The 24,554-nt window shown below is 68.4% G+C and carries 27 protein-coding genes and 1 pseudogene; 8 read left to right on the top strand and 20 right to left on the bottom strand.

What is annotated here, in order from left to right:
* Positions 1–46: 46 nt before the first annotated feature.
* From CLT74_RS02525 to CLT74_RS02530, 3 genes are read right to left on the bottom strand one after another with little or no spacing between them, the layout of a single operon-like run.
* The gene (locus CLT74_RS02525) at positions 47–304 is read right to left on the bottom strand and encodes a hypothetical protein (protein WP_143697027.1); all 258 of its coding nucleotides are present in this window, start codon (positions 302–304) and stop codon (positions 47–49) included.
* Between the two features lie 21 nt (positions 305–325).
* On the bottom strand, positions 326–487 hold the full coding sequence (locus CLT74_RS30365) for a hypothetical protein (protein WP_158240183.1): 162 nt from the start codon (positions 485–487) through the stop codon (positions 326–328).
* A 22-nt stretch (positions 488–509) separates the two neighbouring features.
* Positions 510–698 (bottom strand): hypothetical protein, encoded by a 189-nt coding sequence (locus tag CLT74_RS02530; RefSeq protein WP_199172066.1) that lies wholly within the window; start codon positions 696–698, stop codon positions 510–512.
* Between the two features lie 219 nt (positions 699–917).
* Between CLT74_RS02530 and CLT74_RS31080 the strand changes: the two genes are divergently transcribed.
* Positions 918–1,355 (top strand): DUF6228 family protein, encoded by a 438-nt coding sequence (locus CLT74_RS31080; protein WP_486582691.1) that lies wholly within the window; start codon positions 918–920, stop codon positions 1,353–1,355.
* A gap of 294 nt (positions 1,356–1,649) precedes the next feature.
* On the opposite strand, the pseudogene CLT74_RS31085 reads toward CLT74_RS31080, so the two are convergent.
* Positions 1,650–2,150: pseudogene (locus tag CLT74_RS31085) on the bottom strand (SMI1/KNR4 family protein); the annotation flags it as partial.
* 137 nt (positions 2,151–2,287) lie between these two features.
* Here CLT74_RS31085 and CLT74_RS02540 point away from each other — a divergent pair.
* Both CLT74_RS02540 and CLT74_RS02545 read left to right on the top strand, forming a co-directional pair.
* On the top strand, positions 2,288–2,479 hold the full coding sequence (locus tag CLT74_RS02540; protein ID WP_099845096.1) for a hypothetical protein: 192 nt from the start codon (positions 2,288–2,290) through the stop codon (positions 2,477–2,479).
* Between the two features lie 102 nt (positions 2,480–2,581).
* Positions 2,582–3,310 (top strand): class I SAM-dependent methyltransferase, encoded by a 729-nt coding sequence (locus CLT74_RS02545; protein WP_099845097.1) that lies wholly within the window; start codon positions 2,582–2,584, stop codon positions 3,308–3,310.
* A gap of 594 nt (positions 3,311–3,904) precedes the next feature.
* Here CLT74_RS02545 and CLT74_RS02550 read toward each other — a convergent pair.
* A complete protein-coding gene (locus CLT74_RS02550; protein WP_486581932.1) occupies positions 3,905–4,819 on the bottom strand; it encodes an alpha/beta fold hydrolase in 915 nt (304 codons plus the stop codon).
* Positions 4,812–5,279, bottom strand: a complete 468-nt coding sequence (locus tag CLT74_RS02555) for a hypothetical protein (protein WP_099845099.1) — start codon at positions 5,277–5,279, stop codon at positions 4,812–4,814. The genes CLT74_RS02550 and CLT74_RS02555 overlap by 8 nt, the downstream gene beginning before the upstream one ends.
* Before the next feature lie 95 nt (positions 5,280–5,374).
* On the opposite strand from CLT74_RS02555, the gene CLT74_RS02560 reads away from it, so the two are divergent.
* On the top strand, positions 5,375–5,707 hold the full coding sequence (locus CLT74_RS02560; RefSeq protein WP_199172067.1) for a hypothetical protein: 333 nt from the start codon (positions 5,375–5,377) through the stop codon (positions 5,705–5,707).
* Between the two features lie 270 nt (positions 5,708–5,977).
* Entirely contained in the window at positions 5,978–7,159 is a 1,182-nt protein-coding gene (locus CLT74_RS02565) for a DUF4241 domain-containing protein (protein WP_099845100.1), read from the top strand.
* Between the two features lie 120 nt (positions 7,160–7,279).
* On the opposite strand, the gene CLT74_RS02570 is transcribed toward CLT74_RS02565, so the two are convergent.
* The 3 genes from CLT74_RS02570 to CLT74_RS02580 all read right to left on the bottom strand — a co-directional run bounded on the left by CLT74_RS02570 (position 7,280) and on the right by CLT74_RS02580 (position 9,829).
* Positions 7,280–7,897 (bottom strand): hypothetical protein, encoded by a 618-nt coding sequence (locus tag CLT74_RS02570; RefSeq protein ID WP_099845101.1) that lies wholly within the window; start codon positions 7,895–7,897, stop codon positions 7,280–7,282.
* Positions 7,898–8,062: 165 nt separating this feature from the next.
* Positions 8,063–8,821: an SUMF1/EgtB/PvdO family nonheme iron enzyme gene (locus CLT74_RS02575; protein ID WP_099845102.1), complete on the bottom strand. Its 759-nt coding sequence runs from the start codon at positions 8,819–8,821 to the stop codon at positions 8,063–8,065.
* 180 nt (positions 8,822–9,001) lie between these two features.
* The gene (locus CLT74_RS02580) at positions 9,002–9,829 is read right to left on the bottom strand and encodes an alpha/beta fold hydrolase (protein WP_099845103.1); all 828 of its coding nucleotides are present in this window, start codon (positions 9,827–9,829) and stop codon (positions 9,002–9,004) included.
* A gap of 177 nt (positions 9,830–10,006) precedes the next feature.
* On the opposite strand from CLT74_RS02580, the gene CLT74_RS02585 reads away from it, so the two are divergent.
* The 3 genes from CLT74_RS02585 (at position 10,007) to CLT74_RS02595 (ending at position 12,209) form a co-directional block, all read left to right on the top strand.
* Positions 10,007–10,672 (top strand): hypothetical protein, encoded by a 666-nt coding sequence (locus tag CLT74_RS02585; protein WP_099845104.1) that lies wholly within the window; start codon positions 10,007–10,009, stop codon positions 10,670–10,672.
* 203 nt (positions 10,673–10,875) lie between these two features.
* Positions 10,876–11,763 carry an RNA polymerase sigma factor SigJ gene (gene sigJ, locus CLT74_RS02590; protein WP_099845105.1) on the top strand — a complete coding sequence of 296 codons (888 nt, stop codon included), beginning with the start codon at positions 10,876–10,878 and terminating at the stop codon, positions 11,761–11,763.
* Positions 11,764–11,852: 89 nt separating this feature from the next.
* Entirely contained in the window at positions 11,853–12,209 is a 357-nt protein-coding gene (locus CLT74_RS02595; protein ID WP_099845106.1) for a DoxX family protein, read from the top strand.
* 497 nt (positions 12,210–12,706) lie between these two features.
* On the opposite strand, the gene CLT74_RS02600 is transcribed toward CLT74_RS02595, so the two are convergent.
* From CLT74_RS02600 to CLT74_RS02650, 11 genes are all read right to left on the bottom strand, one after another.
* Positions 12,707–13,777 carry a M23 family metallopeptidase gene (locus CLT74_RS02600; protein WP_099845107.1) on the bottom strand — a complete coding sequence of 357 codons (1,071 nt, stop codon included), beginning with the start codon at positions 13,775–13,777 and terminating at the stop codon, positions 12,707–12,709.
* A gap of 417 nt (positions 13,778–14,194) precedes the next feature.
* Positions 14,195–15,148, bottom strand: coding sequence for a DUF2637 domain-containing protein (locus CLT74_RS02605; protein ID WP_143697028.1), 954 nt, complete (start codon positions 15,146–15,148; stop codon positions 14,195–14,197).
* A 269-nt stretch (positions 15,149–15,417) separates the two neighbouring features.
* Positions 15,418–16,215 (bottom strand): hypothetical protein, encoded by a 798-nt coding sequence (locus tag CLT74_RS02610; RefSeq protein WP_099845109.1) that lies wholly within the window; start codon positions 16,213–16,215, stop codon positions 15,418–15,420.
* 742 nt (positions 16,216–16,957) lie between these two features.
* Positions 16,958–17,473, bottom strand: coding sequence for a hypothetical protein (locus CLT74_RS02615; RefSeq protein WP_143697029.1), 516 nt, complete (start codon positions 17,471–17,473; stop codon positions 16,958–16,960).
* Positions 17,470–18,222 carry a hypothetical protein gene (locus CLT74_RS02620; RefSeq protein WP_099845111.1) on the bottom strand — a complete coding sequence of 251 codons (753 nt, stop codon included), beginning with the start codon at positions 18,220–18,222 and terminating at the stop codon, positions 17,470–17,472. The genes CLT74_RS02615 and CLT74_RS02620 overlap by 4 nt, the downstream gene beginning before the upstream one ends.
* Positions 18,223–18,360: 138 nt before the next feature.
* A complete protein-coding gene (locus CLT74_RS02625) occupies positions 18,361–19,635 on the bottom strand; it encodes a DNA-processing protein DprA (RefSeq protein WP_099845112.1) in 1,275 nt (424 codons plus the stop codon).
* An 893-nt stretch (positions 19,636–20,528) separates the two neighbouring features.
* On the bottom strand, positions 20,529–20,810 hold the full coding sequence (locus tag CLT74_RS02630; protein ID WP_099845113.1) for a hypothetical protein: 282 nt from the start codon (positions 20,808–20,810) through the stop codon (positions 20,529–20,531).
* Positions 20,807–21,142: a hypothetical protein gene (locus CLT74_RS02635; protein WP_099845114.1), complete on the bottom strand. Its 336-nt coding sequence runs from the start codon at positions 21,140–21,142 to the stop codon at positions 20,807–20,809. Before CLT74_RS02635 ends, CLT74_RS02630 begins: the two co-directional genes overlap by 4 nt.
* Positions 21,139–22,248 carry a hypothetical protein gene (locus CLT74_RS02640; protein WP_099845115.1) on the bottom strand — a complete coding sequence of 370 codons (1,110 nt, stop codon included), beginning with the start codon at positions 22,246–22,248 and terminating at the stop codon, positions 21,139–21,141. Before CLT74_RS02640 ends, CLT74_RS02635 begins: the two co-directional genes overlap by 4 nt.
* A 552-nt stretch (positions 22,249–22,800) precedes the next feature.
* Positions 22,801–23,367, bottom strand: a complete 567-nt coding sequence (locus CLT74_RS02645) for a hypothetical protein (RefSeq protein ID WP_143697030.1) — start codon at positions 23,365–23,367, stop codon at positions 22,801–22,803.
* Positions 23,368–23,495: 128 nt separating this feature from the next.
* Positions 23,496–24,521 (bottom strand): ArdC-like ssDNA-binding domain-containing protein, encoded by a 1,026-nt coding sequence (locus tag CLT74_RS02650; protein ID WP_099845117.1) that lies wholly within the window; start codon positions 24,519–24,521, stop codon positions 23,496–23,498.
* Between the last annotated feature and the right edge of the window lie 33 nt (positions 24,522–24,554).

Consider the following 24,554-nt stretch of genomic DNA (forward strand, 5'->3'; position numbering starts at 1 on the left):
GACGGCAGCAGATCCGGACATGTACTGCTTGTTGCTCCGCGAGTCGTTACAGCAGGTCCAGCAGAGTCTCTATCCGGGTGGCCAGGACCAGATCCATGGTGCCTTCGACGCGGACACTGACCACTGCACTACCCGGTGGCTGCGCCAGCCGGATGACCAGCGGGGGCGTGCCTGCCAGCGGGTACTCGAACCAGCCGTCGGCCGCTTCGTCGTTCGTGTCATCGAGCGCACCGGTCAGTGCTGCTTCGTCCAGGTCGTCATACGCGTAGCCGATGTAGGAGCTGATCTGCCGGAGCAGCTGCACGACGTGTTCCTCGGCCACCCATCACTCGACCTGCGCCACAACCTCGCCCCGGACCGTGCCGTCCCGCGACAGCGACCGCGCCGTCAGCAACTGTTCCGATTGCGGGTCATACGAGTCGAGCCCGTACACACCGGCCAGAAACGGCAGCGCGCTGGTGCCGTCCCAACCGTAGGGCAGAGTCAACCCGACGAATCGATCGGCGAGGTCAGTGCGACCCCATGGCTGCCGCCAACCCAAATCGTGGTGCCACGGAGCAATAGCCGTCCGGGTCGGTGCTCACCGTAGCCCTGGCGAGGACCCCGCCGGTGCGGGCGTCGAGCAGCGCGGCGGTGTGGGTGTCTTTGTGGGTGTCGACGCCGATGACGACCTCGACCAGTTCTGCCAGCATGGACATGCGTTCTCTCCTCACCGTGGGGACGCGAGGTCCGGTCCGGTGCGGAGATGGCAGGACTGTGATGAGACACGCCGGCCGCTAACTGGCGGTCAAGCTCCTGATCAGGCCAAACGTCTCCCGCCGGGCCGGCGCCGGCCGCGCGCCATCTGCGGCAGAAGAGTGAACCGGCTGAGCATCCGTGGATTGGAAATCAGTGCGAGGTCGGCTCGCATCACTGGCATGCTCTGCCTCGTGCTCAAGCAGTTGGATGATGGCATCGAGCTCACGGCCGAACCGGGCCGAGGGTCCGTACGCCTGCGTTGTCCCCAGAGACCGTCGGGTGACCTGGTGCTCGACCTTCGATGTGAGCTGGACGATGCCGGCGTTAACGCTGCGACCTCGGTCCGGACGCTCGCCGGTGATGGGATCGTGGCCTGGACGGACTCTCTGGCCGAGTCGTTCGACGGCTGGGATGGCGTGCGTAGCTGGCAGTCACTCGAACATGACCTCCGCATCGACGCGGCGCACGACGGACGCGGTCATGTCAATCTCCGTTTCGTCATCCGAGGTCCCCGGGGCTACGAACCGGGAGCGTGGGAGGCATCCGTCGTGGTGACCCTCGACAGCGGCGAGGACATGCGGCATCTCGTCGCCGAACTCACCGAGTTGATCTCGTAGCAGGCTGGGCCGGTAGCACGGCCGGCCGCTACTTCCGAACATCGGACAGCACGGCCGATCACGACGCATGAAGGCCCCGGCTAAGCGCCGCGCACGATCGGCGGCAGACATCCGGACGTTCACACTTCCTGGACTGCGGACGGGCCGTTCTTTGAGTTGGACAAGCGCAGTCCACTCGTGGGCTCTCGCAGACGAGGGGTCAAGGCCCCCGTCTGATCGTGGGCAGAACGGCAGCCACTGCCAGTCTTCGGCACCCGGACAGGCCAGAGGGATCCAGCGAACGAGCAACTCCTCGAAGGAGGAAGCCATCGTCCGGCCGTGGCCTTCACCATCGTCGTGGCTGAGATAGACGACGCGCCCGTACGCGTCCTCGTTCAAGTCCAGCGCCAGATAGTCGCCGTTGCCGACCTCCATGAATGGCAGCTTGTGATGCCAGACCCTGTCGTAGGGGTCACTCGGATCCGGGAACACGTTGTCAGCCCACCCTCGAACTGCCGTCATCAACTCAGGCAGGCCGTTGAGTGACCAACATAGGTTTCCGGAGAAGATCTCGTGGAATGGATCAGGGAAGGTGTGCTCGGGCGGTGCGAACCAGGCGAGTTCCACGCGGCTGGCGACGGTCGTCAGGCAGTGCCGCAACGACATCGGTAGCCTGCACCCCAGTTGGTCTTCTACCGCTTCGACCTCGCTCGGTGAAGCCGGCGAATCGACCACGAGCGGTCGGGTGTCGAAGCCCTGTGCCGCGAGAGATTCCAGGATCTCCGAGAGCCGGCCGACTGCCTCCGTCGCGTTCACGAGCGAAGTGTGCCACTGTTACTGACTCCCGGCACCGGTCCCCGGACCAGCGCGCGACCTGCGGCTAGATGAGCGTGCCGAACTGGGTGGCCGCAATCCGCATGCAGTCGGGTAACGACATTGCTACCTTGCCACCGGTGGCGAGGCGAAGGTACGTGGCGAGGGGCGTTGACGGCGGCTACCGGATCTGGGACAACCGGGCCTGCCGGTGGTGGGGCGACCTTTATGAGCTCTGCCCAGACGAGTTGCTCAATGAGCTGAACGGCGGCGCCCGTGACTACGCCAAGATCACGGCGCTGCTCCGCGAGTACCGAGCACAGAAGCGGTAACGCAGTACACCAGGCCGCCGCGTTCGGTGCGGCATGAGCGGTATCGCAACCGCGTCGGTTATTGCCGGTCGCGGACATTCCGTATCGCTACGGTTCTGTGCCATGCCCGACGCGATCTTTGCCCACCCGCGCCTCGCGCCTGTCTACGATGCGTTCGATGGCGACCGCGCGGACCTCGACGCATATCTTCGCATCGTCGACGAGTTCGACGCCCGACACGTGCTCGACATCGGATGCGGTACCGGATCCCTGGCCATCCTGCTGGCAAGAAGCGGACGACATGTGACCGGCGTTGATCCCGCCGTTGCCTCCCTCGACGTGGCGGTATCCAAACCCGGCGCCGCATCGGTCACCTGGCTCCACGGGGATGCCACGACGCTCCCCGCGCTGTCAGCTGACATCGCGCTGATGACCGGCAGCGTGGCTCAAGTCTTCCTTGACGACGATGACTGGAGCGCGACACTCCAGGGCATCCATGGCGCGCTACGCGACGGCGGCCACCTCGTGTTCGAGACGAGACGCCCGCAGCGCCGCGCCTGGGAGGAATGGGTCGTTGACACTGACCCCGTCACCCGAAACCTTCCTGGCATCGGTGAGGTCCAACGGCGCATGGAAGTCACCAGGGTGGCGCTGCCATATGTCTCCTTCCGGTACACGTACACCTTCGCCTCTGACGGCTTCTCGGTGGAGTCGGACTCCACCCTCAGGTTCCGCAGTCGAACAGACGTTGAGGAGACCCTGGTGACCAACGGTTTCACCACCATCGACGTCCGCGAGGCCCCAGACCGCCCTGGGCGGGAGTACGTGTTCGTGGCGCAACGAACGCACTGACCACACCAACACTGAACGATGGACGCACCCTTCTCAGGCGTGTCCTCGCGCCTGCCCATGAGCAGCGGCTGCGTTCCGTGACGCCCGGTCTGCGGCTAGATGTGCGCACTTTTCACTGTGTTCGTGAGGCGGGATCAGCCGAGGTGGCGCAACCGCCGGCCGAGATGCAGAACGTCGGTCAAGCGGACGCGCAAGTGTTTGACACGCCGCCGCCTTTAACGGCATCCAATGTCGACTGGCCGAGCCGCAGCGTCCGGGACTGTCCGGGAAGGCCGGCCCGCATGGTACTTCTTGGAGACCTTGCACTTTCGAGTGTCGAGTCAGCCGGGTTCGCTCGGCACGACTTCGCCCCCGGGTTCGACGAAATCCCTGCGCACCGCCGGCACCGACGAAGTGCCTCGGTGTGGCACGGCGACCCGGTCCATGGCCGGGCCCCTACAGGCGGGCGGCCGTCTGCTGGTACTCCGAAAGCTTGGGCATCTTGCTGTTCAGGCGCTGGCCTTGAGTTACGAGGAGCACTCCACGGTTGGTGGGGGCTGGGCTGTACGGAGCGTCCTGGCCGCACCGTGTCCCCACCACCGCCTTCGGTTCGGCTCAGTGGTGAGCTACCTCGCTGAGGAAGTCGGTGATGAGGGCGGCGAGTTCTGATGGGCGTTCGGCGACCATCGCGTGGCTAGCGCCGGCCAGATGCAGTACCCGCAGGTACGGATTGCCCACAGTGGCGAGGCGTTCGGTGGTGGCCCGGCGGTAGGTGGCGTACAGCTCGTGGAACGGTCCTTGCTCGGGGAGGTCCTCGGTGGCGAGGACGAGAAGCAGGGGGCACCGGGTATCCCGGTAGGCGGGGACCAGGTCGAGCGTTCCCATCGCCTCCCGCATCTGCCCGGTCAACTCCGGTCCGGGTCGTAGCCGGCTACTGCCGTCGTCGCACGGCACGAGGTTACGTTCGAAGGCCGCCACCCAGTCATCCGGATCGGCACCGTACCGTTGGGCCATCGCTTGCTGCCCCGCCAGGGCAGCGGTCAACTGTTCGGCGGTGAGCGGCTCGGCCAGCATCGCGGCCATTCCGTCGAAGGCGGCACGCAGCTTGGCGAGTTCCGTCGCCGCCTGGCCTGGGTCCATCCCGGCGAGTTGCTCCGGGCGGCTCAGCGTTGGATTGCCATCCAGGCTGACGGCGCCGGGGCACTCCGGCTGGCGCTGTGCCCAGAGCGCGGCCAGAATCCCACCGAGGGAGACGCCGACCACTGCGGGACGGTCGAGACCGAGGCTGTCGGCGACGGCGGCCAAGTCGTCCAGCACATCGTCCCATTGCCACGGGCCGTCACCGGAGCGCCCGTGGCCGCGCAGGTCGACGGTGACCACCCGGTGTGCCGGCCGTAACTTTTCGGCCAGCGTCGTCATCTGGACGAGGTTGCCACCCGCGCCGTGCAGAAGCAGCAACGGGCGTCCGGATCCGCCGAAGTCGCGGTATGCGATCGGCACGCGGCCGGAGCTGACGAGGGGGTCAGGCACGTCGGGTTCCTTCCTGGAGTAGTCGGTCGCGGACAGCGGCGGACAGCACGCCACCCTCGGCATGGCGGGCGAGCTTGCCGCGGGAGGCCAGGTCATGGACGCCCTGACGGGTGATGCCGAGCATGGCGCCGGCCACCGCGTACGACACCGATTCGGCGGTGGGGTGGCCAACCCTTCGCGCGACGATTTGGCCGAGTGGGGTGCGCCACCAGTCGAGAGGTGGGTTGAATGGGCCATCGCTGGGAGAGAGCGTCGAGATCGCTCGGACGATCACGCCATAAGCTGCCTGATCGTCGCCGCTGACCATCGTGGTGGCCCACGAGTGCGCCTGCTCATGGACGACGGTCCGCAGCGAGTCGATGGCGTGGTGGCCGTCGACCAGGATCTCGAGCGGGTCGAGCAGCCGAATGTCGATCAACCTGATGAGCTGCCCGACAAGTTCCTCATTACGCGGTCGCACGCCGCCCCCTTCACTTGACACCTATCGTCAAGTACTTGACCAAAGATGTCAAGCAGTGAGCGTCCTCGTCCTGAGTAGCGGCTGGTCTCGACGGGGTGCACGACGACTGCCTGACGACCGATATCGCAGGGCGTCGCAGGGAGTGTCCGCGCCCCGGTTGGAATATTCGAGCTGTGGTGCAAAATCGGCGGCGGGCCGGCGACAATGCGCTCCGGGCTGCTGTCAGCGGTGTCGCTGCGAATCTCGCCGACCAGGACGCCGACGTCAACAACATCGCGGACGCTGCGGTGCGCGACGACGGGCCTGCCTACGCGTTGAACCTCACCGCTCTCCCCGCGACAGCGATCGCCGCTCTGGCTGCCAGAACCAGCCGCACGCCGATGGAGGTGCTGCGGCCGATGCCCGATGGCCGGGACGTGCGCCGTTAACGCGCAGGACCGCGCTCCATCGGCGGCATGTGCGTGCGTCGTGGCCGCCCCCTAAGCTCTTCCCGTCCTCGCCCAAGGTGCGGTGGCTCCGGATGACCGCACCCGCGATCCTGCAGGAGAGGGTGGCAGCCCGTTCGAGCCGGGCCGAGTCCGGGGGACGCCTCGCCAATGGCGAGGCGTCCCCAAGCCCTTTCTGAGCGGACAGCGGCAGAAGCGTGCACCTGATCTTGGTTGAGGGTGTCGACCGGGGACAGTCTGCATGGTCACGGCGTGATCGCGAGGCTTGAGGTCGTGTACTGCGATGGATGGGACGACGGCGTGGTCAATCCGCTGACCGCGACTGCGGCGCAGACCCGTGACGCGGCGGGTCAGCCGTACACGGCCGTGCTGTTGATCGACGGTCGACGGCACGCGGTGATGGACCTCTCCTGGGCCGACGAGTACTGCCGCGTGTCGCGCTTCGACGCGGCCAGCCGGCAGGTGTCCTGCCACGAGCTGCGCGGCACGGGGAGCGGCGACCTGTTCCTGCGCCGGGCCACTACCTGGGACGGCCCGCCGGATGTGGGCGAACACGAGTATCCGCATGTCGCGGCGCGGACCTGCACCACCTATCGACTCTCCGGCGAGCGCACCCACGTCGTCGAGCCGCGTGGCGATCTGGGCGCTCGGCACGAGTCCCGCTCGAGACAGCCGCCGCCCCGCCTGCCGATTCCGCGCTTTCGCCGATGGCGGGAACTGCTGAGTCTCGTCGGGGACGCGCCCGTGGAGATCGTCAACGCGGTACACCATCCGCTTCCGGTGCGAATCGCCGCCCGGCCACCATGGCGTCCGCCCCGGCCGCTGCGGCCGCACGGCATCGAACTCCTGTTCACCCCCGGTGCGCGGGTCGAATACAACGACCGGCAGCTTCGCCTGTCGACCCGCAGCGCCGGGCGCCTTCACCTTCCCTCCGGCCGCCTGATCGCTGCTGATCCTTCCTCGTTGGACCTCGACGCCAAGCCCTTCGACGTCACGGTGCCGCCCGGCACGTATCCGGTCTCCGTCGGCCTCGCGACCTTCGTCGATGATCCGGGGCATAGCCGGGTCTCCGCCGCTCGCCTCGACATCAGCGACCGTCCCGCAGTGCGATGGGAGCTGGCGCTGCGCGACGGGCAGGACCCACTCGACCTGGGCTACCAGCAGTTCTTCGGCTTCGGCGTCGACACCGGCATGGCCTGCTACGTCGACGCCGACTCCGCCGACCGGGTGGTAGACGTCTGGCGCACGCTCGACGGCCTGGTCGAGCCGCGCTACCGCACGACCGATTCGGAGGACATGGTCGCCTGGTCCAGCGGCTGGGGCGACGGCGCTTACCCCACGTGGATCGGCTACGACACCTCCTGTGCGGTGACCTGCTTCATCGCCGACATGCTGCTATTTTCCACCGACTCGGAAGACGAGGACGAGGACTGACGATACGCCGCATCCGAACCTCGGCAGTTCAGGATGCCCGCTCGACTCAGAGGCCAACTACCCGTGGTGACCGCTCTTGATCGGTCACCATGCACGGACGGTGGCCAGAATCGTGCGCCGTTATCGACGATGTGGGGCGAGGTGTTCATGAAGTCGACTCACCGCTCCCCACAGGTAGTAGGCGGGCAGTCCTCGCTGTAGCCCGTACCGATAGATCCCGACTCCCGCGCCTGGCAGCACATGACCGGTATGCCGAGCCTGGACGGCCTGGGCCTTGCGGAACAACTCCCCGACGGTGAAGGCACTACCGTTGTCCGCGGCAACTCGAACCCCGGCCTTGGTACCGCCGTCGGGTCCGAACGGCAACAAGTAAACCTGGGCCACACTGATGTCTGCCCGAGCGTCGGTGACCCGACCGGCATCACCCGAGGACCATGTCATCACCAGGTCCCGCACCGCGGCGAAGGGCAGGTCAGGCCGGTGCACCGCCAGTTCGTCGGCGGTCAAGGGCGCCGTTCGCAGATGGACCGCCTTCTCTATCACGGTGGGCACAATGGCGACGTAGTAGCTGATGCGCTGGCGCTTGATCGCCGCGAGATCTGCCAGTCCCCATGCCTCGAGGTGTGGCCACCAGGCGTCATACATGACGACATCGCTGTCGCGAAGAAGCACTCGGTGAGGTCTGTCGTCGTGCGGGAACCGGAACACGGCCCCCGGCTCGATGTCGGCCGCCTCCACGAGCGCAGCGTAGCCGCTTTGGACTTGACTCCGTGTCGCCTGCCGGCTCGCGATGCACTGTTCTCGGCTAGAGCCGTGATCCGGAGGACCCAGCACGCCACGACGTGCGTAGCGAGCGCTGATCCGCGCGCGTTGTGGCGCATCTGTCTCGTCCGGCGGCTGGGGCTACTGGCGGGGTGGCAGTGGTGCGACCGGGCGGACTGCGGTGAACTGGGCGTGCTTGTACCGGGTTGCGGCGAGTAGCAGCAGCCATTCGTCGCAGCCCTGCCACGGGTAGAGGTCGGCGGCACCGCCGCGTACCGTTCTGGGACCGTCGCCGGTGCGTGGGCGGGCATCCGGCGGGGCACCCGCGAACCCGGGAATCCACACGTCGGCGCAGATCTCGTTAGCTGAGCCCATCGCGGCCAGCCCGAACGCGTTCTCGGCGGCGGCTGGCCGCTGCTCATCGCCGAAGTCGTCGAGCACCTGGTCTTCGCCGGGTTTCCCGTCGCCTCGGAAGGTCAAGGTGGTGGTGCCGGTGCGGGCTGCGTACTCCCACTCCGCCTCGCTGGGCAGCCGGAACGGCAGCGCATCGAGCAGGTCATCCAGGTCATCCTCAAGCCGGGCCGTGCCGGACTCCGCGTCGGCGTAGTCGTCCTCGTACTCCGGCAACCAGTGCCGAACCTGCGCGACCGTCAACGGATGCCGAGCGATCAGGAACGGCTCGACCCGCACCTCGCGTACCGGCTGGGCGTCCCCAGCACCGGCGAAGAACGGCTCAAGAGTGTCCTCGACACCTCCACCGTGCTCGATGGCGCGTACCGCCGCCAGTTCCGCCTCGGACAGGCCCATGCGGAAGGTCGCACCCGGCACCTCCCGAAACACCGCGTCGGATGCGACGTGGCGCCAGGCCGGCCGCCCGGCCACGATCTCCTCGGTCCACATGGCGCCGAACGCTAGCAGCCACCAACCGCATCGCCCGGCACGAGCACGAGCACTCGGGCAGCACCCGCGCTCACCGGCTACGACCGTGCGTCCGGTCGGCCGAGCTGAGCGAGACGCTGCGTAGCGAGCGACTTGCGGCAAATCCGGTAACGCACGGGTGCTGCTGCGGACGGCGGTCGATCAAGTGGTGCGGGATTCGATTTCGCCGACGAATGTTGAGATCGCGGCGGCAAGCTGTTCGGAAGAGTCCAAGTGAACGTCGTGGCCGGCCCCGTCGATGACGATCATGGCGGCCATGGGGTTGGTTGCCAGCATCTCGTCCGCTTCGGCCTGCTCTAGGAAACCTCGCTCGCCCTTGACGAGCAGGGTTGGCGTGCTGATAGCCGCCCAATCGGCCCACCGCGCTTCGGCGTTGACTGCATGGATCGCCTCTTGGAGGACCTCGAGCTCGAAGCGGGGCACCAGTCCCGTGGCGGATGGCGCGAGTCCTGCCGCCCAGGCTTCACCTGTCCTCCCCCCGCCGAAGTACGTGGCGGCGGCCGTTGTGTCGGCAAACGGGGTCGGCCACGATGCGAACCAGTCGATGACCTCGTTGGTTGCCTCCTGCCCGCCGCCGCCCACGCCTCCCTCGACGAGGATGAGCGCCGACACCAGCTCTGGGCGACTTGCTGCCAGAAGGAGGGCCGTGTGGGCTCCGAAGGACTGGCCGACCACCATGACCGGACCCACATCTAGGTTCTCGATCACGGCCACGGCGTCGCTGACGAACGCCGCCCTACTGAGGTCATCCGGACGCGTGGTGCTCGATCCATGACCACGCTGGTCAAGGCTCACCACCCGGTGCTCGTTGCCCAGGCGCGAAGCGACGGCAGAGCACTCCAACGCGTATCCACCAAGCCCATGCAGAAAGAGGATGACTTGCCCGGGCCCGCCTGAGTCGTACACGGCCAGCGCCACCCCCGGCACCGCCAGCTCCCGACTTAGCCAACCGATCTTGTCCTCCGACATGCAAGAACCCTGCCATCCGGCTGGAGCACCAACCGCGCGGGGTGCGGCATGTCCGTGCACTCGATCTTGGGCAGAATGTGCCAAGCGATTGTGTGTCCGCCTCGACGGAGCTGTGCTGCGTCGCGTTCTGGTGGTTGTGGTTTGCTGCGGCCTGAAGCCGCTCGTCATCATGCCGTCGTGGGGTCGGACTGGTTCTGGGAACTACATGTGCCGGCGGCGGCAGAGCCGGCTCTTCGCGAGCTGTACGCCCTGGCGGCCTGCCATGGCCTGCGCCCGCAACGCCCCGACGGGCTGATCAACCTGTTCACCAACCCGGACGGCGACGCACGCACGGTAGACGACCCGCAGGCGGCACTGGACGCCATGGCGGCGGGCACCGCGGGTGGCCAACTCTGGACTAATGACGGGGTCGATGTCTTCGTAGCGTGGCGGGCTGGGACTCTCACGTGGGCGTTGGACGCGGTGTTCTGTCACCGTCACCCAGTCCCAGAGGCCGACACCTTCCGCGACCTGCACGCTGGGCTGACCAGCGTGTGGCTTGAAGCCGCCGAGCGACTGCAGGCCGATGTCGGGCGGATTCTCGACGAGTGGTCATCCGAGCAGGTGTGGCACCTCGACATCCACGACGGCTCTCACCCTGCCGGTGGTTGGCCCGCAGAACTCGGCTGGTGGACCTACCTCGGCCCCGACCGCCATCTTCCACCGGCACCGCTGCCCGAGATCACCGCCCAGGCACGACGGCTCCCGAACGGCGCCCTACTCGTCGAACTCCTCAACGACCCGGCAGCCGTCAACCCACTCCGCTACCAAGACATCCACACCCGCTGGCTCCAGGCACCATAAATCCACCGAGCAGACCCTCTGCGTCACTGCGAGTTCCACAGCACGGAGCGCGGACGGCGGCAGAAGCGGATGCCTCCGGAAGAGATGCAAAGTCCGTACGGGTGCTGGCCGGTCGTCCTCCGACGGCGTTGATGCCCTCGATGGGAGGCTTACGCGGTGGTCCACCGTGGCCCGTCTGAACACCTGACGCGCTATGCCGGATCATGCTTCGGGTGGCCGGGACAGTATTAGGTGACCAGCATGAGCCGCCCTTCGTGAAGCACCGCGGGTTGCTGTACGCGGTCGCGTACCGGATGCTCGGCAGCGTCAAGGAAGCCGAAGACGTAGTGCAGGAGGCCTGGCTGCGGTGGAGTCGCGTCGAACTGGCCACCGTCGTGGACGCCGAAGCCTTTCTGGTCCGAGTGACCATCCGGCTGGCGATCGATCAGCTGCGCAGCGCCCGCGTGCGGCGTGAGTCGTACATCGGCCCGTGGCTGCCTGAGCCCATCCTCACCCGACCGGACATCGCCGACGATGTGGTCCTTGCCGATTCCGTCTCCACCGCGCTGCTGCTCGTCCTGGAGACGCTATCTCCGTTGGAACGCGCGGTGTTCGTGCTGAACGAGGCGTTCGGATACCCGTACGCCGAGATCGCGCAACTCCTGGGGCCTCGGGAGCCGGCGGTACGGCAGCTTGCGCACCGGGCACGGAAGGCGGTCGAGAGCCGCCGGCACCGATATGACAGCGACCCCGTGACCCGGCAGCAGGTGACCGAGCGATTCCTGGCCGCGTGTTCCGGTGGTGACATCACCGCACTGATCGAGGTTCTGGCACCGAACGTGACGATGGTCAGCGACGGCGGCGGCCTCACTGGTGCGCCACGCAAGCCTATCCACGGTTCGGACCTCGTGGCCCGGGCCATCGTCGTCCTCTCCCGGCAACAGCCGGTGGGCTCGACGGCCGGGGTGCTCCACCTCAACGGTGGCCCCGGTGTCGTCGTCCGCTGTGACGGAACGCCGGTGCTCGCGATGACCCTGCACATGCTGGACGGTCTGGTTCAGACCATCCACGTTGCCAGCAACCCACGAAAGCTGACCGCGATAGCACTGTGATCTACAGCACTGAACATCGTGTCACATATCGGGGCCGCAGCCTCGTCCGTGAGCGACCGGTAGGCCGCTTTCATGGATAGGAGACGTCGATGTTCGCCATCTATCTCACGGTGACCCTGCTCGCCTCAGCCCTCAACGGTTCTGCCGCCATCGCAAACCTGATCGGCCACGAATACCCGAAAACGGAGGCGGACCGCAACCGGGTACCCCGATCCTGGGTACGACCACTGGGAATGCTCCTGGGCGGGGGCGCGCTCGGCTTGCTGGCCGGGTTCGTCGTGCCGATCGTGGGTACGCTCGCGGCAGCCGGTCTGGTCTTGTACTTCCTCGGCGCGCTGGGCGCACATATGCGGGCGGGCAATTTCCGACTCGGCGCCTGGGCACTTTTCTTCGGACTCGCTCTTGCCGCACTAACCGTCAGCCTCGCCTACCACCCGAACGCTTGATGTGACTTGTGGATGGGGTCAGCACTGGAGGCCATGTCGGCGTCGGCCTACCAACGTGTCTGGCAGCGCACACCGCCGCACTCGCGTCGGAAACGGTACGTCACCGGCAGACGGCCGGTGCGCCAAGCCGACGAGCCGACGAGCCGACGAGCATCCGCTCATCAAGCATGATTGAGTACGCTCTCATCGGCCAGATCCGCACGTTTGGGGATGGCTGGCTCAGCAACACTCGTCACGCAACGTCACCGAGTTGGATTGCCGCTAAGTCGAGGTCCAGCCGTCGCGGGTAGGTCGAGATTGGCGCGGTGTGCGGTTGCAGCCGTGTAGTCGGACCTGTACGCCGACCGCTGGACCACCCGCCTGGAGCGCCACCTCGGTCAGCCGCTCGACGACTGCCCAAGTGACATGATCGCTGGCGCCGTTCCTGAGCTGCTGGTCAGGGCGGCTGTCCCCCTGGTCGCCCTGACCAGCCAGTACCCCGACGAAACCGGTGCCTCCTACTGTAGGGACTCACCCAGTGGTGCCCCGACTGCGATCATGAACGGGACGGGATCTTGGGCGCCGGTGCTGCTGGAGTCGCCGTTGGTGTGGATCTCGTAGTGCAGGTGTGGGCCTGAGCTGTGGCCGGTGGAGCCGACGAGGCCGATGGGTTGGCCGACGGTGACGGGCTGGCCTGGTTGGAGCAGTGGTGGTTGATCCATGTGGCAGTAGCGGGTCATGATTCCTTGATCGTGTTGGATGTCGACATACCAGCCGCATCCGATGGTGTGGTGGGGGTTTCCGTCGCGGTGGCAGCCCCAGTTGCTGCCGTCGCGGCGGTCGATGGCGTTGCAGCGGACGCGGGTGACGGTTCCGGTGGAGGCGGCGCGGATGGTGGTGCCGCGTGGGGCGGCGAGGTCGACGCCGTCGTGTTCGGGGCGTGCGGCGGTCCGGAATCCGGATCCGACGGGGGCGTGGATCGGTTGGGTCCACGGGCCGGTGACGTGACAGCCTTCGGCGGCCGGTGGTCCGTCGGGCTGTGGGTTGTCGCCGGTGATGGTGGTGACCAGCAGGGTGGCGTCGGGTTCCCATTTCGCGTACGCGTCGGGGTAGGCCGAGATTTGGACGCGTTGGGCGGCTTCGGTCAGCGGCATGGTCTGCCAGTGGGGGATGGTCAGGAGTTTGGCGTAGAACGTGGCGGCGGCGTAGGCGGGGTCGAGGAGCCGCGGTGGGGTGCCCCATCCTTGGCTGGGGCGTTGTTGGAACAGGCCGATGCTGTCGCGGTCGCCGCCGGGGAGGTTGCGCAGGCTGGATTCCTGCATGGCGGTGGCGACGGCGATGACCCAGCCGCGGGCGGCTACGCCGTCGCGGGCGCCGACGGCGGTGATGGTGGCGGCGTTGCCGACCTGGTCGCGGTCCCAGCGGCCGATGGCGGGCCACCCGCCGGTGGGGGCTGGCGGTAGGGAGGTGGCGGGGCCGGGCGCGCAGCCGATGGCGGTGGCGCCGACCAGGATGCTGGTGCCGGCGAGACAGGTGAAGATCACCGCGAGGCTGACGGCGAGCAGGATGGTGGCGAGGCGGCGGCTCATTTTCGCGCCTCGGGCGTGCGGTCGCGGGTCGAGGCGGTTGCTGGCGTGATCATGAGGTCCTCCAGATCTGGGGGCGGCAGTCGTCGAAGTTCGCCGCCCTGTTCGGTGCGGTATTCGTGCTTTGTGGTGCTTGTGGCTGCTGGTTGTGGGCACAAAAAATGGCCGCATCTGCGGCACGGTCGAGTGCGGGGCTTACAGCGGCTGTGCCGTCAGTAGCGGTTCGGGCAGGGATTGGGGCCCTGGCGTCGGGAAGACGGTGCGTGATGTCACGTGCCCGCCGTTCCCGACGCCAGGGCTTATCGATGATCGGTCAGCAGACGAGCTCCGTTCGGCATGTGCACAACTGGCGGCGGATGCCAGCAGAGAACCCGGCTCCCCGACGAACGTGGGGGCGGCTTACCGAGGCGGCGGGGTCGGTCACGGTGAGGCCGGTTGGGTATCGGTGGCCGGCTGGGGTGGTGGTTCGTGGTGTTCGTTGGCGGTGGGGAGTGCGGCGAGGCGTCGTGCGGGTGGGTCGGGGTGGTCGAGGATGCCGAGTTGTCCGGCGCGGCGGATGGCTTGGACGGAGCGCACGTCGAAGTGGTGTCGTCGGGCGAGATCCTTGAGGTCGGTGTGGCCGGCTTTCAGGTCAGCCCAGACTGCTTGCCAGCGTTGGTAGGGCTCGGGGTTGACCGGAATGCGGCGCATGAGCGTGACCGGCCAGTCCTCGGCGGCTGCCGTGTCGCCGTCGATGTCGTCGAGTCGCGACACGGCCGGGTCGTCGGGTGTGGCGGGCGGTTCGTGTCGCGGCACGTTCTCGGTCGGCGCGTCGTCGAGCGCATCGGCCGGTTCCGCGGTCCTACTGGCGGCAAGGGCGGGAGGGTGTCGGTCGGGTGGGGTGTCGTGTCGTGGGGCGTGTTCGAGGATGCTGGAGAGCATTTTGATCGCGGCGATGAGTGCGATGGCGGGCCAGCCGGCGATGATCCGGGCGATCAGGTCGTCCTGGGCGACGAGGATGTTCGCGCCGAGGCTGGCGATGCCGCCGGCGACGAGCGCGGTCCAGGTGACCCAGGTGGAGGGGCGGCCGGCGCGTCGGTCGGCCAGGATGGTCAGGGTCGCCACGATTTCGACGCCGTCCACGGTCAGTGGGAAGGCGTGGGCTCGCCAGCCGGTTTCGCCTCGAGACTCGGCGAGTTCCCGGAGATGGTCGTAGCTGACGGCGCCGGCGATGCCGGCCAGTCCGAGGGTGGTGAGGGTGGCGGCGGCGGTGATCGCGAGGTCGGCTGGTGACCGTCGTGGTGTGTCGTGGCGGGTGCGCAGCCGCAGGACGATGTCGGTGAGGGTGAGTGCGACCGCGACGGCGATGCCGGCGGCGAGGAGACGCCCGTCCATCAGCGGCACCCCCGCCAATGGTGCGGTCCGCCACCGGGGTCGCGGCCCTTATCGGGTGTCGCGACACCGGCGGGACCGGTGGTGTGGTGTCGGGTGGGACCGGCGGCCGGTTTGTGGGTGGTGCGGGTCGAGGGCATCAGAGGTTGCGCCTTCCACTCAAGACGTGCGGTGCCGGCGCCCCAGCGCCGGCACCGCATGGGTGTGATTCCGGCGTCCAGGGGGGAGCACCTGTCGGTGCGTCACCCGGGGTCAGGAACAGACCGCGGGGGTCAGTCGGTGGTGGGGTCGTAGTCGCTGTGGTGGACCGGTGTGATGTCCACGGCGCGGATGTCGGCGGTGTGGGTGTGGGCGACGTCGAGGTGGTCGAGGTCGGCGGTGACCATGTCGACGGCGATGGGAATGGCCTCGCGGTGGTCGAGGGCCTTGACCGTGACGACCAGCGGCACCACCCACACCACCCGGTACCGGTACTGCTGCTGGTCGGGGTGGGTTGAGGGCTGGTCGAGGACGCGTAGCCGCAGCTGCCACGGTTCGGTGGGGTGCACGGCCGCATCGAGGCTGCGCAGGTCGACGCGCAGGAGTTGCTGTGCCGAGGCGACGGCGTCGTCGGTCGTGGCGGCGTCGACGTCGACGGCCAAAGGGGTGTGGACGGTCGCCTCGAAGTGGGTGCGCAGGGGCGGCGGCATGGTCAGGTAGTGCACGGCGTTGTTGGCGTCGGCGACGGACAGGGCGCCGGTGTTGACCGCCCAGATGATCCAGCGTCGGACGAGGTCGACGAACTGCTGATACCGGTGTTCCAGGGCGCCGTTGCTGTCGCGCAGGGTGTCATCGGCTTGGGTGAGCGCGCCGCGTAGCGTGTCGATCAGGTCGGTGTCGGCGCGGCGCAGGAGCGCCACCTGCTGGGCGATGAGGTCTGCGGTGGCGCGCAGGACGCCGTCGTCCGGCATGGCGCCGCGGCTTTGCTGGAATCCGGCGTGCAGCAGGTCGGTGATCTGTTCGGCGGTCCACGGCGTCTGCTCGGGCAGGGCACCACTGCTGGTGTCGGTGGGGTTGGGATGGTCTTTCATGACGGGTCCTTTCGGTGGCCGCGCGGAAGCGGCGCGGGCGGGTGTCGATCTGGCGGGCGCGGCCGAGTTCGACCAGGTACAGGCAGGTGCGCAGGACGCCGCCGTGGGCGCGGTCGAGGACCCTGCCGATGTCGGCGGGTATGGGGGTCCAGATCGAGGTGGGCGAGCTGCGAGTCGACGGCGGCGCGCAGTTGGCCAGCGGCGAGGCGAGGGCGACGCGACACACGGGGCTGGCTGCGGCCGGTCACCGGAGCGCTCCCGTGAGCCGGCGGTGCAGTTCTGGCCCGACATTCCTGCTCGTGCAGGGGGCGCGTGCGGCGGGTGAGGTCGGTAGTAAGGGGCCTCGCCCGCCGCGTCGGTGAGGTCGGTCAGGGCTGAGGTAGGTCCTCGCGCAGCGCAGACGGACGAGGCGGGTGCCGGTGAGTGACCGCCGGATTCGTCCGTCGGCCGGTGCAGTCAGACGGGTCGTTACGGTCGGCTCCACGGGAACTGCCGTCTTCCGCGTATTCGACTGCGTGGTCGAGCAGGTCGCAGCGGTGGCCGCGTCACCGGGAGGCCCGGGGGCTTCATGTGGCGGGCCTGACGTGGAGGAATCCGCCGTCCGGCCCGGCGTGGTGACGCGACCGCAGTGACGGCATTCCGCGATGCGTCATCGAGGAGGCATCGGGCCGACGGGGGTTTGTGGTCACGGACACCGTGGTACGCCGGTACCTCTGTCTGGACTGTGGGCAGGTTGGTCCGGTCAGCGGTGCCGGCGTGAGGCCAGGTCGTGGATCTCGCCGCGAAGTAGCCTGATCCCGTCGGCGGCGGCGGCCTCGACGGTGTCGAACGATGCCGCGCGGGCACCGCCGTCGGTGTAGGAGGGAAAGCCGACCCCGGTGACCCGGTTGTGCACGCTCACGTGCCAGCCGCAGGTGTCGATGGGTGGGTGCAGATAGGTTGTCGCGTCGATGACTCCGCCAGGCGCGGCGATGGCGATCGCGTACAGGGCGCCGTCTATTCCCTGATGGGGTCTGGCGGTCCAGCCCTGGGGCAGCATCGTGTGGACCCGGGGCAGGTTGTCGGTGACCTGGCGGGCGGAAGCGGCGATACGCTGTGCCGTCTCGGCGGCACGGTCCCGTGACGCATGGTCGGCGTAGCTGACCCACTGGCCGGTCGGATCGTGGAGGACGAGCCAGATGCGGCAGGTGTCGCACCACGGCCGACCGTCCCGCACGGTGCCGGGTGTGGCGCAGGTGCCACAAATGGGTCGGGTCACGGTCTCCTTCCTTCCTGACCGCGTGGCTGGTCGGTGATGGTGGGCGGGGCGGCCCGCAGCCCGGGCACCCGGGCGTGTAGCCAGTCCGCGATGAGGCCGCCGACGTCGTGGACGAGGTCACGACCGGGGTCCGGCATGGCGGTGCCGAGTTCCGGATATCGTGCGGCGAGTGCCCGGACCATGGCGCCGGCAGCGGCCGACGCGGCAGCGGCCAGCCGGACACGCCAGGCCTCGACCTCGTCGATGGTGGCGATGATCAGCGCGCAGACTTCCGCGGTGGTGGTGTGTTCGGGTACGCGGACGCACCACCAGTTGTCCTGGTCGTCGGGACCGATGGTGAACTCGCTGGTGTCCGCGACGGGCCGGCGGCGGCCGGGTGCGTCGAACCAGCCCGGCCCGGCGGTCACTGACCATCGGGTGTCGCCGAGGCGGTCGGTGTAGCGGCTGCCGGTGTAGAGGGTGGCGGTGTTGCCGCCGCTGTGCGCGACCAGAGCCGGGCGGCCCTGCTCGGCCAGGTGGGCGACGACGGCGTCCAGGTCGATCAGGTGGGGCAGCCGGCCGGCGTTGAAGGCGTCCCGCAGGTCGTCGACGAGGAGGTCGTCGACGGGTGCGGGCAGCCCGGGGCGGTGGCGGCGGGCGTACGTCCACAGGTCGTCGTCGCTGGGTAAAGACGTGTCATTGCGGCGGCTGGCCTCGCCCCACGCCGTAGTGAGATCGAGAAGTTCCTGCCAGTCCTGGGATGTGTCCACCGTGCTCCTTTCAGGTTGACGTCGGGGGTGTGGCGTGGGCGTGAGGTATTGATTCCGGCGCGCACCTGACGGGGTGCCCGGGGATGTGGCGCAGCCGCTCCCGGGCACATCAGGCAGATCGCGGCTCAGGTCGACTGCTCACGCCGGCGGCGGGTCGGTGACCTGCCAGCTCCAGCCGTCGAGGAGGTAGTAGCCATCGGCGTCGGCCGTGATGGTGCTGGTCGACTCCGTGGGCGTGCCGGCCCGCTCGGTCTGGCGGACGGTGCCGTCGACCAGGCGGATGCGGGTGGTGCCGGCCGCCTCGCCGACCCGCGCCGCGTGCGCGTCGCAGTCGACCGCGATCCGGGCGACCGTGTCGGCGGTGAACCGAGCGATCGGCCCACCCTGCGGGCCGGTCAGGTCAGCCACGAGCGCCGGGTACGAGCCACCGACCCCAGGCAGCACCACCCACCCCGGCTCCCACGTCGTGGCAAGATCCCGGCCCCGGCCGGGGCGGCCGGTGGGTTGGGTGAGGTGCGCGATGACGTCGGCGGCGTCGCACACCAGGCGGATGCGGGGCTGTTCGCGCAGCGCCTGGTGGCAGCCGGCGGACAGCAGGGAGGTGACCGGACCGGGCACGGCCATGGCCGGTCGGCCCAGGGCCAGCGCCTGCGGGAGGATGCCTCGGCCCTTGCCGGGGGCCGCTTCGACGAGGACCGCGCCGCTGGTGAGGGCGGCCAGCCAGGTCTGGTTGAGCAGGGTTCGGGTGCGGCTGGGGTCGCTGCTCGGCGGCCAGACGCTGATCAGGTCGAGCCGGTCGAACAGCGGCCGGTTGCCGGTGGGGTGCAGCCGGTCGAGCCCGCAGGCGGGCATCGCGACGGCGGCCTGCGGTCGGCTCGTGAGGGCGCCGCGCAGCGCGGCGGCGTCGATGCCGTAGCCGCCGGCGTTGAGAACGGTCCAGCCCTGCTCGGCGAGCCCGTGGCCGAGTTCTGCCGCGACGTGCTGGCCGTAGGCGGTGGCGGCGCGGGAGCCGACGACGGCGACCGCACGGCGCAGCAGGTCGGGTAGGGGCCGGTCGGCGCGCACCCACAGGCACAGCGGCGGCGCGGACAGATCAACGCCGCCGGCGGTGTGACCTGCGGTGGCAAGGTCGTGCAATCCGGTGGGCCATTCCGCGTCCTGCGGCGTCACGATCCGCGCGCCGATTCGTGCCGTGTCGGCGACGACCGCCTCGGCGATCCGAGGTCCGTCGACGGTGGACAGATGCCCGACGGGAGCCGGCATCGCGGCGGCGGGCAGGTCGCGGGTGAGCAGGCGCCGCAGGACGGCCTTCGGGCCCTCGTGGTGGACCAGGGTGTGGATGTGACGGTTGCCGGGCGTGGTCAGGTGGGCCAGCACGGCGCGGGCGATCCTCGGGTCAGTGTCGGTGGGCATGATGGTCTCCTTGGTGCAGGGTGAGAGGTTCAGTGATGGGGCCCGCGTCGGGCAGCGGCCGGCTGTCGAGGTCGGCGAGGGTGAAGGCCAGACGCACGGGCGGTCGGGACCATGCGCAAGCGCCTGCCGGCCGGGTTGGTGTGGACCAGGTCGCCGCGCACGTTCCCTGGCAGGCTGAATGGGTGTTCTCCAACGGTCACGGTGCGGGCGACGAACCCGTCATCCCGTCGCTCCGCGACGACTCTCCACACATCGCCGTCAGCTGCGGGACAGGAGCGGGTTAGAGCGTGCTCGCCGAGCTGGTCGCCGTGCAGGCGCTCGCCCGGGACGGCCCGCGTCGCCATCCTTGACCGGAAGGGCTTACACCGTTGGGCGCTCGGACTGGCCAGGTCGACTATTCACGCGGCCGGCGCAGATGCATGAGGCCCTGGCCCGCGCCGATGTTCTCGCCAAGCGCAATCAACTTGCACTGCACGAGCCGGAAGACTGGGATCCCGGGTCCCCGCAGGCTGGTCAGCGCCGAGGAGTAGACGGCCCCCATCGGGCAGTTGGTCAACTTCTGGACGGCCGTACGCGGCAAGGGTGACCCGAAGCGATCCCCTTGCCGTGTCGGCTCTGGCCAACCTGCCTGGGGACATCCCACGTCAGCGGCCTATCAGGCGGTGCCGGGGACTTCCTGACGCTGCGGCAGGCTGCCGAGGCGGGAGTCATCCCGTGGAAGCTCGACGTAGCCGAGAAACGGCTGCAGGGCAGGGTAGGCAACGTCCCCACCCCGAGAGGTAGGGACGGGAATGCCGACCTGTACGCGCGCAGCATCCCTCGTGCGTTGGAGCGGTAGACAGTAGTCGGATAGGTGGGCAGGGAAGCCTGCACCTGGTGGCGCAGGCTTGCGCTCACACTGATCTACGGACGACGGCCAGACCGCAGGTAGCGAGAACTCCGACCGCGACGAGTCCGATGCGAAGCCACGGCACGTCCTCGCTCTTCTTGATCCCGATCGATAGGGAGAGACCAACGCAGCCAGCGAGGACCAGGCAGATGAAGGCGGTTATCGTCCGGTACGCTGCGCTGTTCTCAGACCACCAGGCCCATGCGCCGAACACTGCGGGCACGAACAACAGGAGACTGAGCCCGAGCAGCGGGATGGCGATCCTCCACCGCTTCCATGCGCTCATCGCTGTTGGCCTCCCTCAGGACGCGCATCGTCCTCTGTGTCGTCTTCGTCGAGCACCGTCAGGTCGTCACCCGCGTCGCGGAGCAACCGAGCCTGCCGTTCGTGCTCGGCTCGCTCCTGCGGCGACATCGTGTCACGCCGGGCTATAGCCTCCTCGAACGAGGCATGCAGCGCCGTGCCGTACCACGAGATGGAGGCAGCGGTCTGTAGGTCCGCCTCGCCGCTGAGGACGGTGCGAGCGAGTGAGCCGAGAGGATCGTCCGGCCGCCGGGTGCGTGCCAGCTTGGCGAGCACGGCACGCGCAAGGGGTTCCTGGGTGATGTCGTCGTTCATCGGTCCGCCAGGGCCGGGTGCTGGTAGGGCTCCAGATCGGGCAGCGAGGCGACCTCCATGCCGGCTTCCACCATCTCGATCGAGGCGGCTATACCCTTGAAGACCATCTCGGCGTTGCCGAAGAAGCTGGAGATCTCGTCATACAGGTCGTATGCCTGCCAGGCGTAGTAGCCGGCCACGCTGTAGCCGATAACGGCACCGACGCCAGTCTTGATCGTGGCAGTGCCGACAGCCGCAGCGGCGTTGATGACGATCAGCACGTCGATCAGCTTGCTGATCAGCCCTGTGACCACAGAGTAGAGTTGCTTAGCCGCTTCGGCTGCCTTGCTGTACAGGTCCGCGTACTGGTCACAGACGGGGTGAAGGGCACGGGCCGCCAGGCCGACAGATAGCTGATACTCCTGCTCAGCCTCTGCCGCGTTGCCGCGCCACACGGTCGATACGTCCGCCGCGCCGGTAATCAAGTTGCGTCCGATGTCATCCATCGAGTTGCCGATTATGCGCCATGCAGCGGCGCAGTGAACGTAGGAGTTCCAGTCACCACTGAAGGCTTTTCCCCAGCTCTCGAACGGGTCTTTGCCGAACAACCACACGCTGACCTGCCGCACCCAGGCGGCGGGGCTGAGCAGGTCAGACATCGGGTTGATCTGGAACATCTCGACGCCGGTGATGTAACTGGGAGGCACCAGCCGCGCTGTCGGCTCGACCACGTCGGCAAAAGGTGACCGGACAGCCGCAGGCCACAGGTCCGGCCGGGTCGGGCCAGCTAGCGTGCCGCGAAGACGGGAAGGGTCACTGGCGCCGGGGTAGGTTCGGTCCAGGTCGGCTGCCACGTCTGCGTCCGACGTCACGTACTCACCCTGAGCCAGATTCACTTGCGTCGCGGCGCTCTGCAGGAGTTTCTTGAGCCGCTCCAGACCTTCGCTCATCCGACGGTAGGCCGTTTGATGGGGGCCGGCGAGCATGAAGATGAGACCCTCTTGGTCGAAGGTCAGGTCGCAGTGCCGGGTCATGTAGTGCAACCCCTCGGCGGCATCCTGCGATGCGCGGTGCAGCACGTTGTACACGCCATCCATGCCGTTGACGTCTACGTAGAAGCCGCTCACTTATCGCGCCTCCACGCCTGGCGGCTGGGACTGCGCCTCGTCGAGCTTCCCGGTTGCAGCGGTCACCTGCGCGATGATCTGTTCCCCGCTCACGAACCCTCCCTGATCCTGATCGCCCGTGGTGATCGACCCGCAGCAGCCTACGCAACAGAGCGGATGCGGCGCAGTACCGCAAGTGATCGCAGTGGGTGAAAGGCCCGACATCCTCGCGAGCAGTGACACCCGAGAGGGGATCGGGCCCGGAGGACGAGACAGGACCGCGGTCCATCGGCAGCAAGGACCCTGATCCCAGTGCAAACCCCCACGGTCCGGCCCATTCGGACGGACGGGTGCCTGCCGCCGAGGGCGGCACTGCCCACGGATGCCTGCCTCGTCGCGGCCAGGAAATACCGGCTCCAGCGCCGGCAGACGGCGGTGTGTATCGCGGCGCTACCAGCGCCGTAGGTCGGCGGTCTCAAACAGGAGCAGTTCCTGGCGGGACATGCGACACGCCACCCGGGACGGGTGGCGCCAGATGAGACTCGACAACCGGCCCTCGACGGGCGCTGCCAGTCACAGGTGGTGGGTTGCGGTGACGAGCCGGCTCAGCACGTCGGGGATGGCGCCGGCCAGGAGTTGCGGTGTGAGCGCGTCGTGGACCGTGATTGGCCGGGGGGCTTCGCCCCGGATGCGTCTGGTCTCGTAGCAGCGGCCGTTGGTGTCGATGGCGACGACGATGCGTACCTCGGCGTCGGCCATCGCCGGCACGGTGTTGATGTCGCCGTAGGTGTAGTCGGCGTACGGCGTGTACTGGAAGCCTTCGAACACCAGCGCGTATCCGACGAACGTGCGGTGCGTGGCGTCGAGCCAGTCCTTCAGCTCGGGTGCGTTCTCGGGGATGCAGATGAAGCCGGCGAGCAGGTTCAACACGCCGGCGAGGCCGGAGTCCGAGCCGGGCTGCAGGTCGAGAGCGAACGGTGAGGGCTCCACCTCGATCAGGTGCAGCGGGGAGCCCGTGACCAGTTGGCGGTGGAACAGGGCGAGAAGCACCGCAGGGGCGTCCCAGCCGAGATGCTCGGCTTTCTCCTCGATCCCGGTGATGACCTGGGGCAGCGCGAGGGTGATCTGCGGGGACAGCATGTCCATGCTCCTAACGAGTGCGGGATGTGTGCGCGATCTGCCGGCATGCGAACCGTGGGCCGGTTGCCGGCCGGGCCGGCGCGGGATGAGATGTCGACGGGGGTGAGGACGCAGTCGGCGGTGGCCGGTCAGACGGGCTGCACCTCGACTACGAGCCCAGGTTCGGCAGCCTCGGCGAGGTCAGCGTCGTCGGGGGTGAGGTCGCGCAGGATCGCCTTGGCCACCCGCAGCACGGTCTGCGCACAGTCACGGATCAGGTCGAGGTCGCCATCGGCCCAGCCGAGCACGTACGCGTCGGAGTAGGCCTGGGTGTCGAGGCCGAGCGCCCGGCACACCAGGTGGGCGACGCTTTCGGCTTCGGTCTCGCGTCGGCCGCGGTGCAGCAGGTCTTGCCGGTCGAGGTCGTTGAGGTGCCCGCACCGGATGTGGGCCAACTCGTGCAGGCTGGTTTTGATGCGCTGCGCGCCGCTGACGTCGGCGCGCACCCGCACCACCTGCACACCGGTCCCCTTGACGGTGACGCCGTTCGCGCGGCCCAGGTGGGCGCTGCCCGCGGGCACGAGCGCGAAGTCGTAGCCGGCCTGTCTGATCAGTCCGACGACGTCGTCGTAGGCGCCGGTGGGGTCATCGCCGGTGAGCAGCTGCGCGGTTTTCCCGCCGGCGGCCTTCACCTGGCGGCGGCGCCGCACGGTGGGCACCTCAAAGGGTTCACCGTCGGTCTGACTGATGTCGAAAGTGGTGGTGGGCCGGAATCCGACGACCTGGATCGCGGGGCGCCCGTCCGGGTCGCGACGGACTACGCGGCCGGCGGCCTCCCACTCGCGGGCCTGCTCCTCGGTGGGCCGGCGGGTGACCGGCGCCCAAATGAGGAACCCGGTCTCGCCCTCGCGGACGTGCCGGTTGAGGGCCTTCCAGCCCGAGGTGCCTTTCCTGTTGCCGTAGGGCAGGAAGTAGCGGGGTTCGACATTCCGTTCCGCGGCCTGGAGCATGAGCAGGAACTGGTTGTGCAGGCTGTAGCGGGCGCCGAAGACCGCCGCTTCCTCGATGAAGGTGACCCACTCGGTGGGGTCGGCGGCGAGGCGCGCCAGCCGGGCGTCGAACTCGGCGTGGGTCCGTTCGAGCAACGCGTCGCGTTGCTGCGCTGTCATGGCCATGGTGGCCCTCCTGTCTCCGCCACGTGGCGGCGG

The sequence above is a fragment of the Verrucosispora sp. CNZ293 genome (genome assembly GCF_002754655.1).

Coding starts and splice junctions, on each gene's coding strand:
- CLT74_RS02530 (WP_199172066.1), bottom strand. CDS start 698: ATGTCCATGCTGGCAGAACTGGTCGAGGTCGTCATCGGCGTCGACACC.
- CLT74_RS31080 (WP_486582691.1), top strand. CDS start 918: ATGCTCTGCCTCGTGCTCAAGCAGTTGGATGATGGCATCGAGCTCACG.
- CLT74_RS02545 (WP_099845097.1), top strand. CDS start 2,582: ATGCCCGACGCGATCTTTGCCCACCCGCGCCTCGCGCCTGTCTACGAT.
- CLT74_RS02575 (WP_099845102.1), bottom strand. CDS start 8,821: ATGTGGACCGAGGAGATCGTGGCCGGGCGGCCGGCCTGGCGCCACGTC.
- CLT74_RS02580 (WP_099845103.1), bottom strand. CDS start 9,829: ATGTCGGAGGACAAGATCGGTTGGCTAAGTCGGGAGCTGGCGGTGCCG.
- sigJ (WP_099845105.1), top strand. CDS start 10,876: ATGCTTCGGGTGGCCGGGACAGTATTAGGTGACCAGCATGAGCCGCCC.
- CLT74_RS02595 (WP_099845106.1), top strand. CDS start 11,853: ATGTTCGCCATCTATCTCACGGTGACCCTGCTCGCCTCAGCCCTCAAC.
- CLT74_RS02600 (WP_099845107.1), bottom strand. CDS start 13,777: ATGAGCCGCCGCCTCGCCACCATCCTGCTCGCCGTCAGCCTCGCGGTG.
- CLT74_RS02605 (WP_143697028.1), bottom strand. CDS start 15,148: ATGGACGGGCGTCTCCTCGCCGCCGGCATCGCCGTCGCGGTCGCACTC.
- CLT74_RS02610 (WP_099845109.1), bottom strand. CDS start 16,215: ATGAAAGACCATCCCAACCCCACCGACACCAGCAGTGGTGCCCTGCCC.
- CLT74_RS02625 (WP_099845112.1), bottom strand. CDS start 19,635: ATGCCCACCGACACTGACCCGAGGATCGCCCGCGCCGTGCTGGCCCAC.
- CLT74_RS02630 (WP_099845113.1), bottom strand. CDS start 20,810: ATGAGCGCATGGAAGCGGTGGAGGATCGCCATCCCGCTGCTCGGGCTC.
- CLT74_RS02635 (WP_099845114.1), bottom strand. CDS start 21,142: ATGAACGACGACATCACCCAGGAACCCCTTGCGCGTGCCGTGCTCGCC.
- CLT74_RS02645 (WP_143697030.1), bottom strand. CDS start 23,367: ATGCTGTCCCCGCAGATCACCCTCGCGCTGCCCCAGGTCATCACCGGG.
- CLT74_RS02650 (WP_099845117.1), bottom strand. CDS start 24,521: ATGGCCATGACAGCGCAGCAACGCGACGCGTTGCTCGAACGGACCCAC.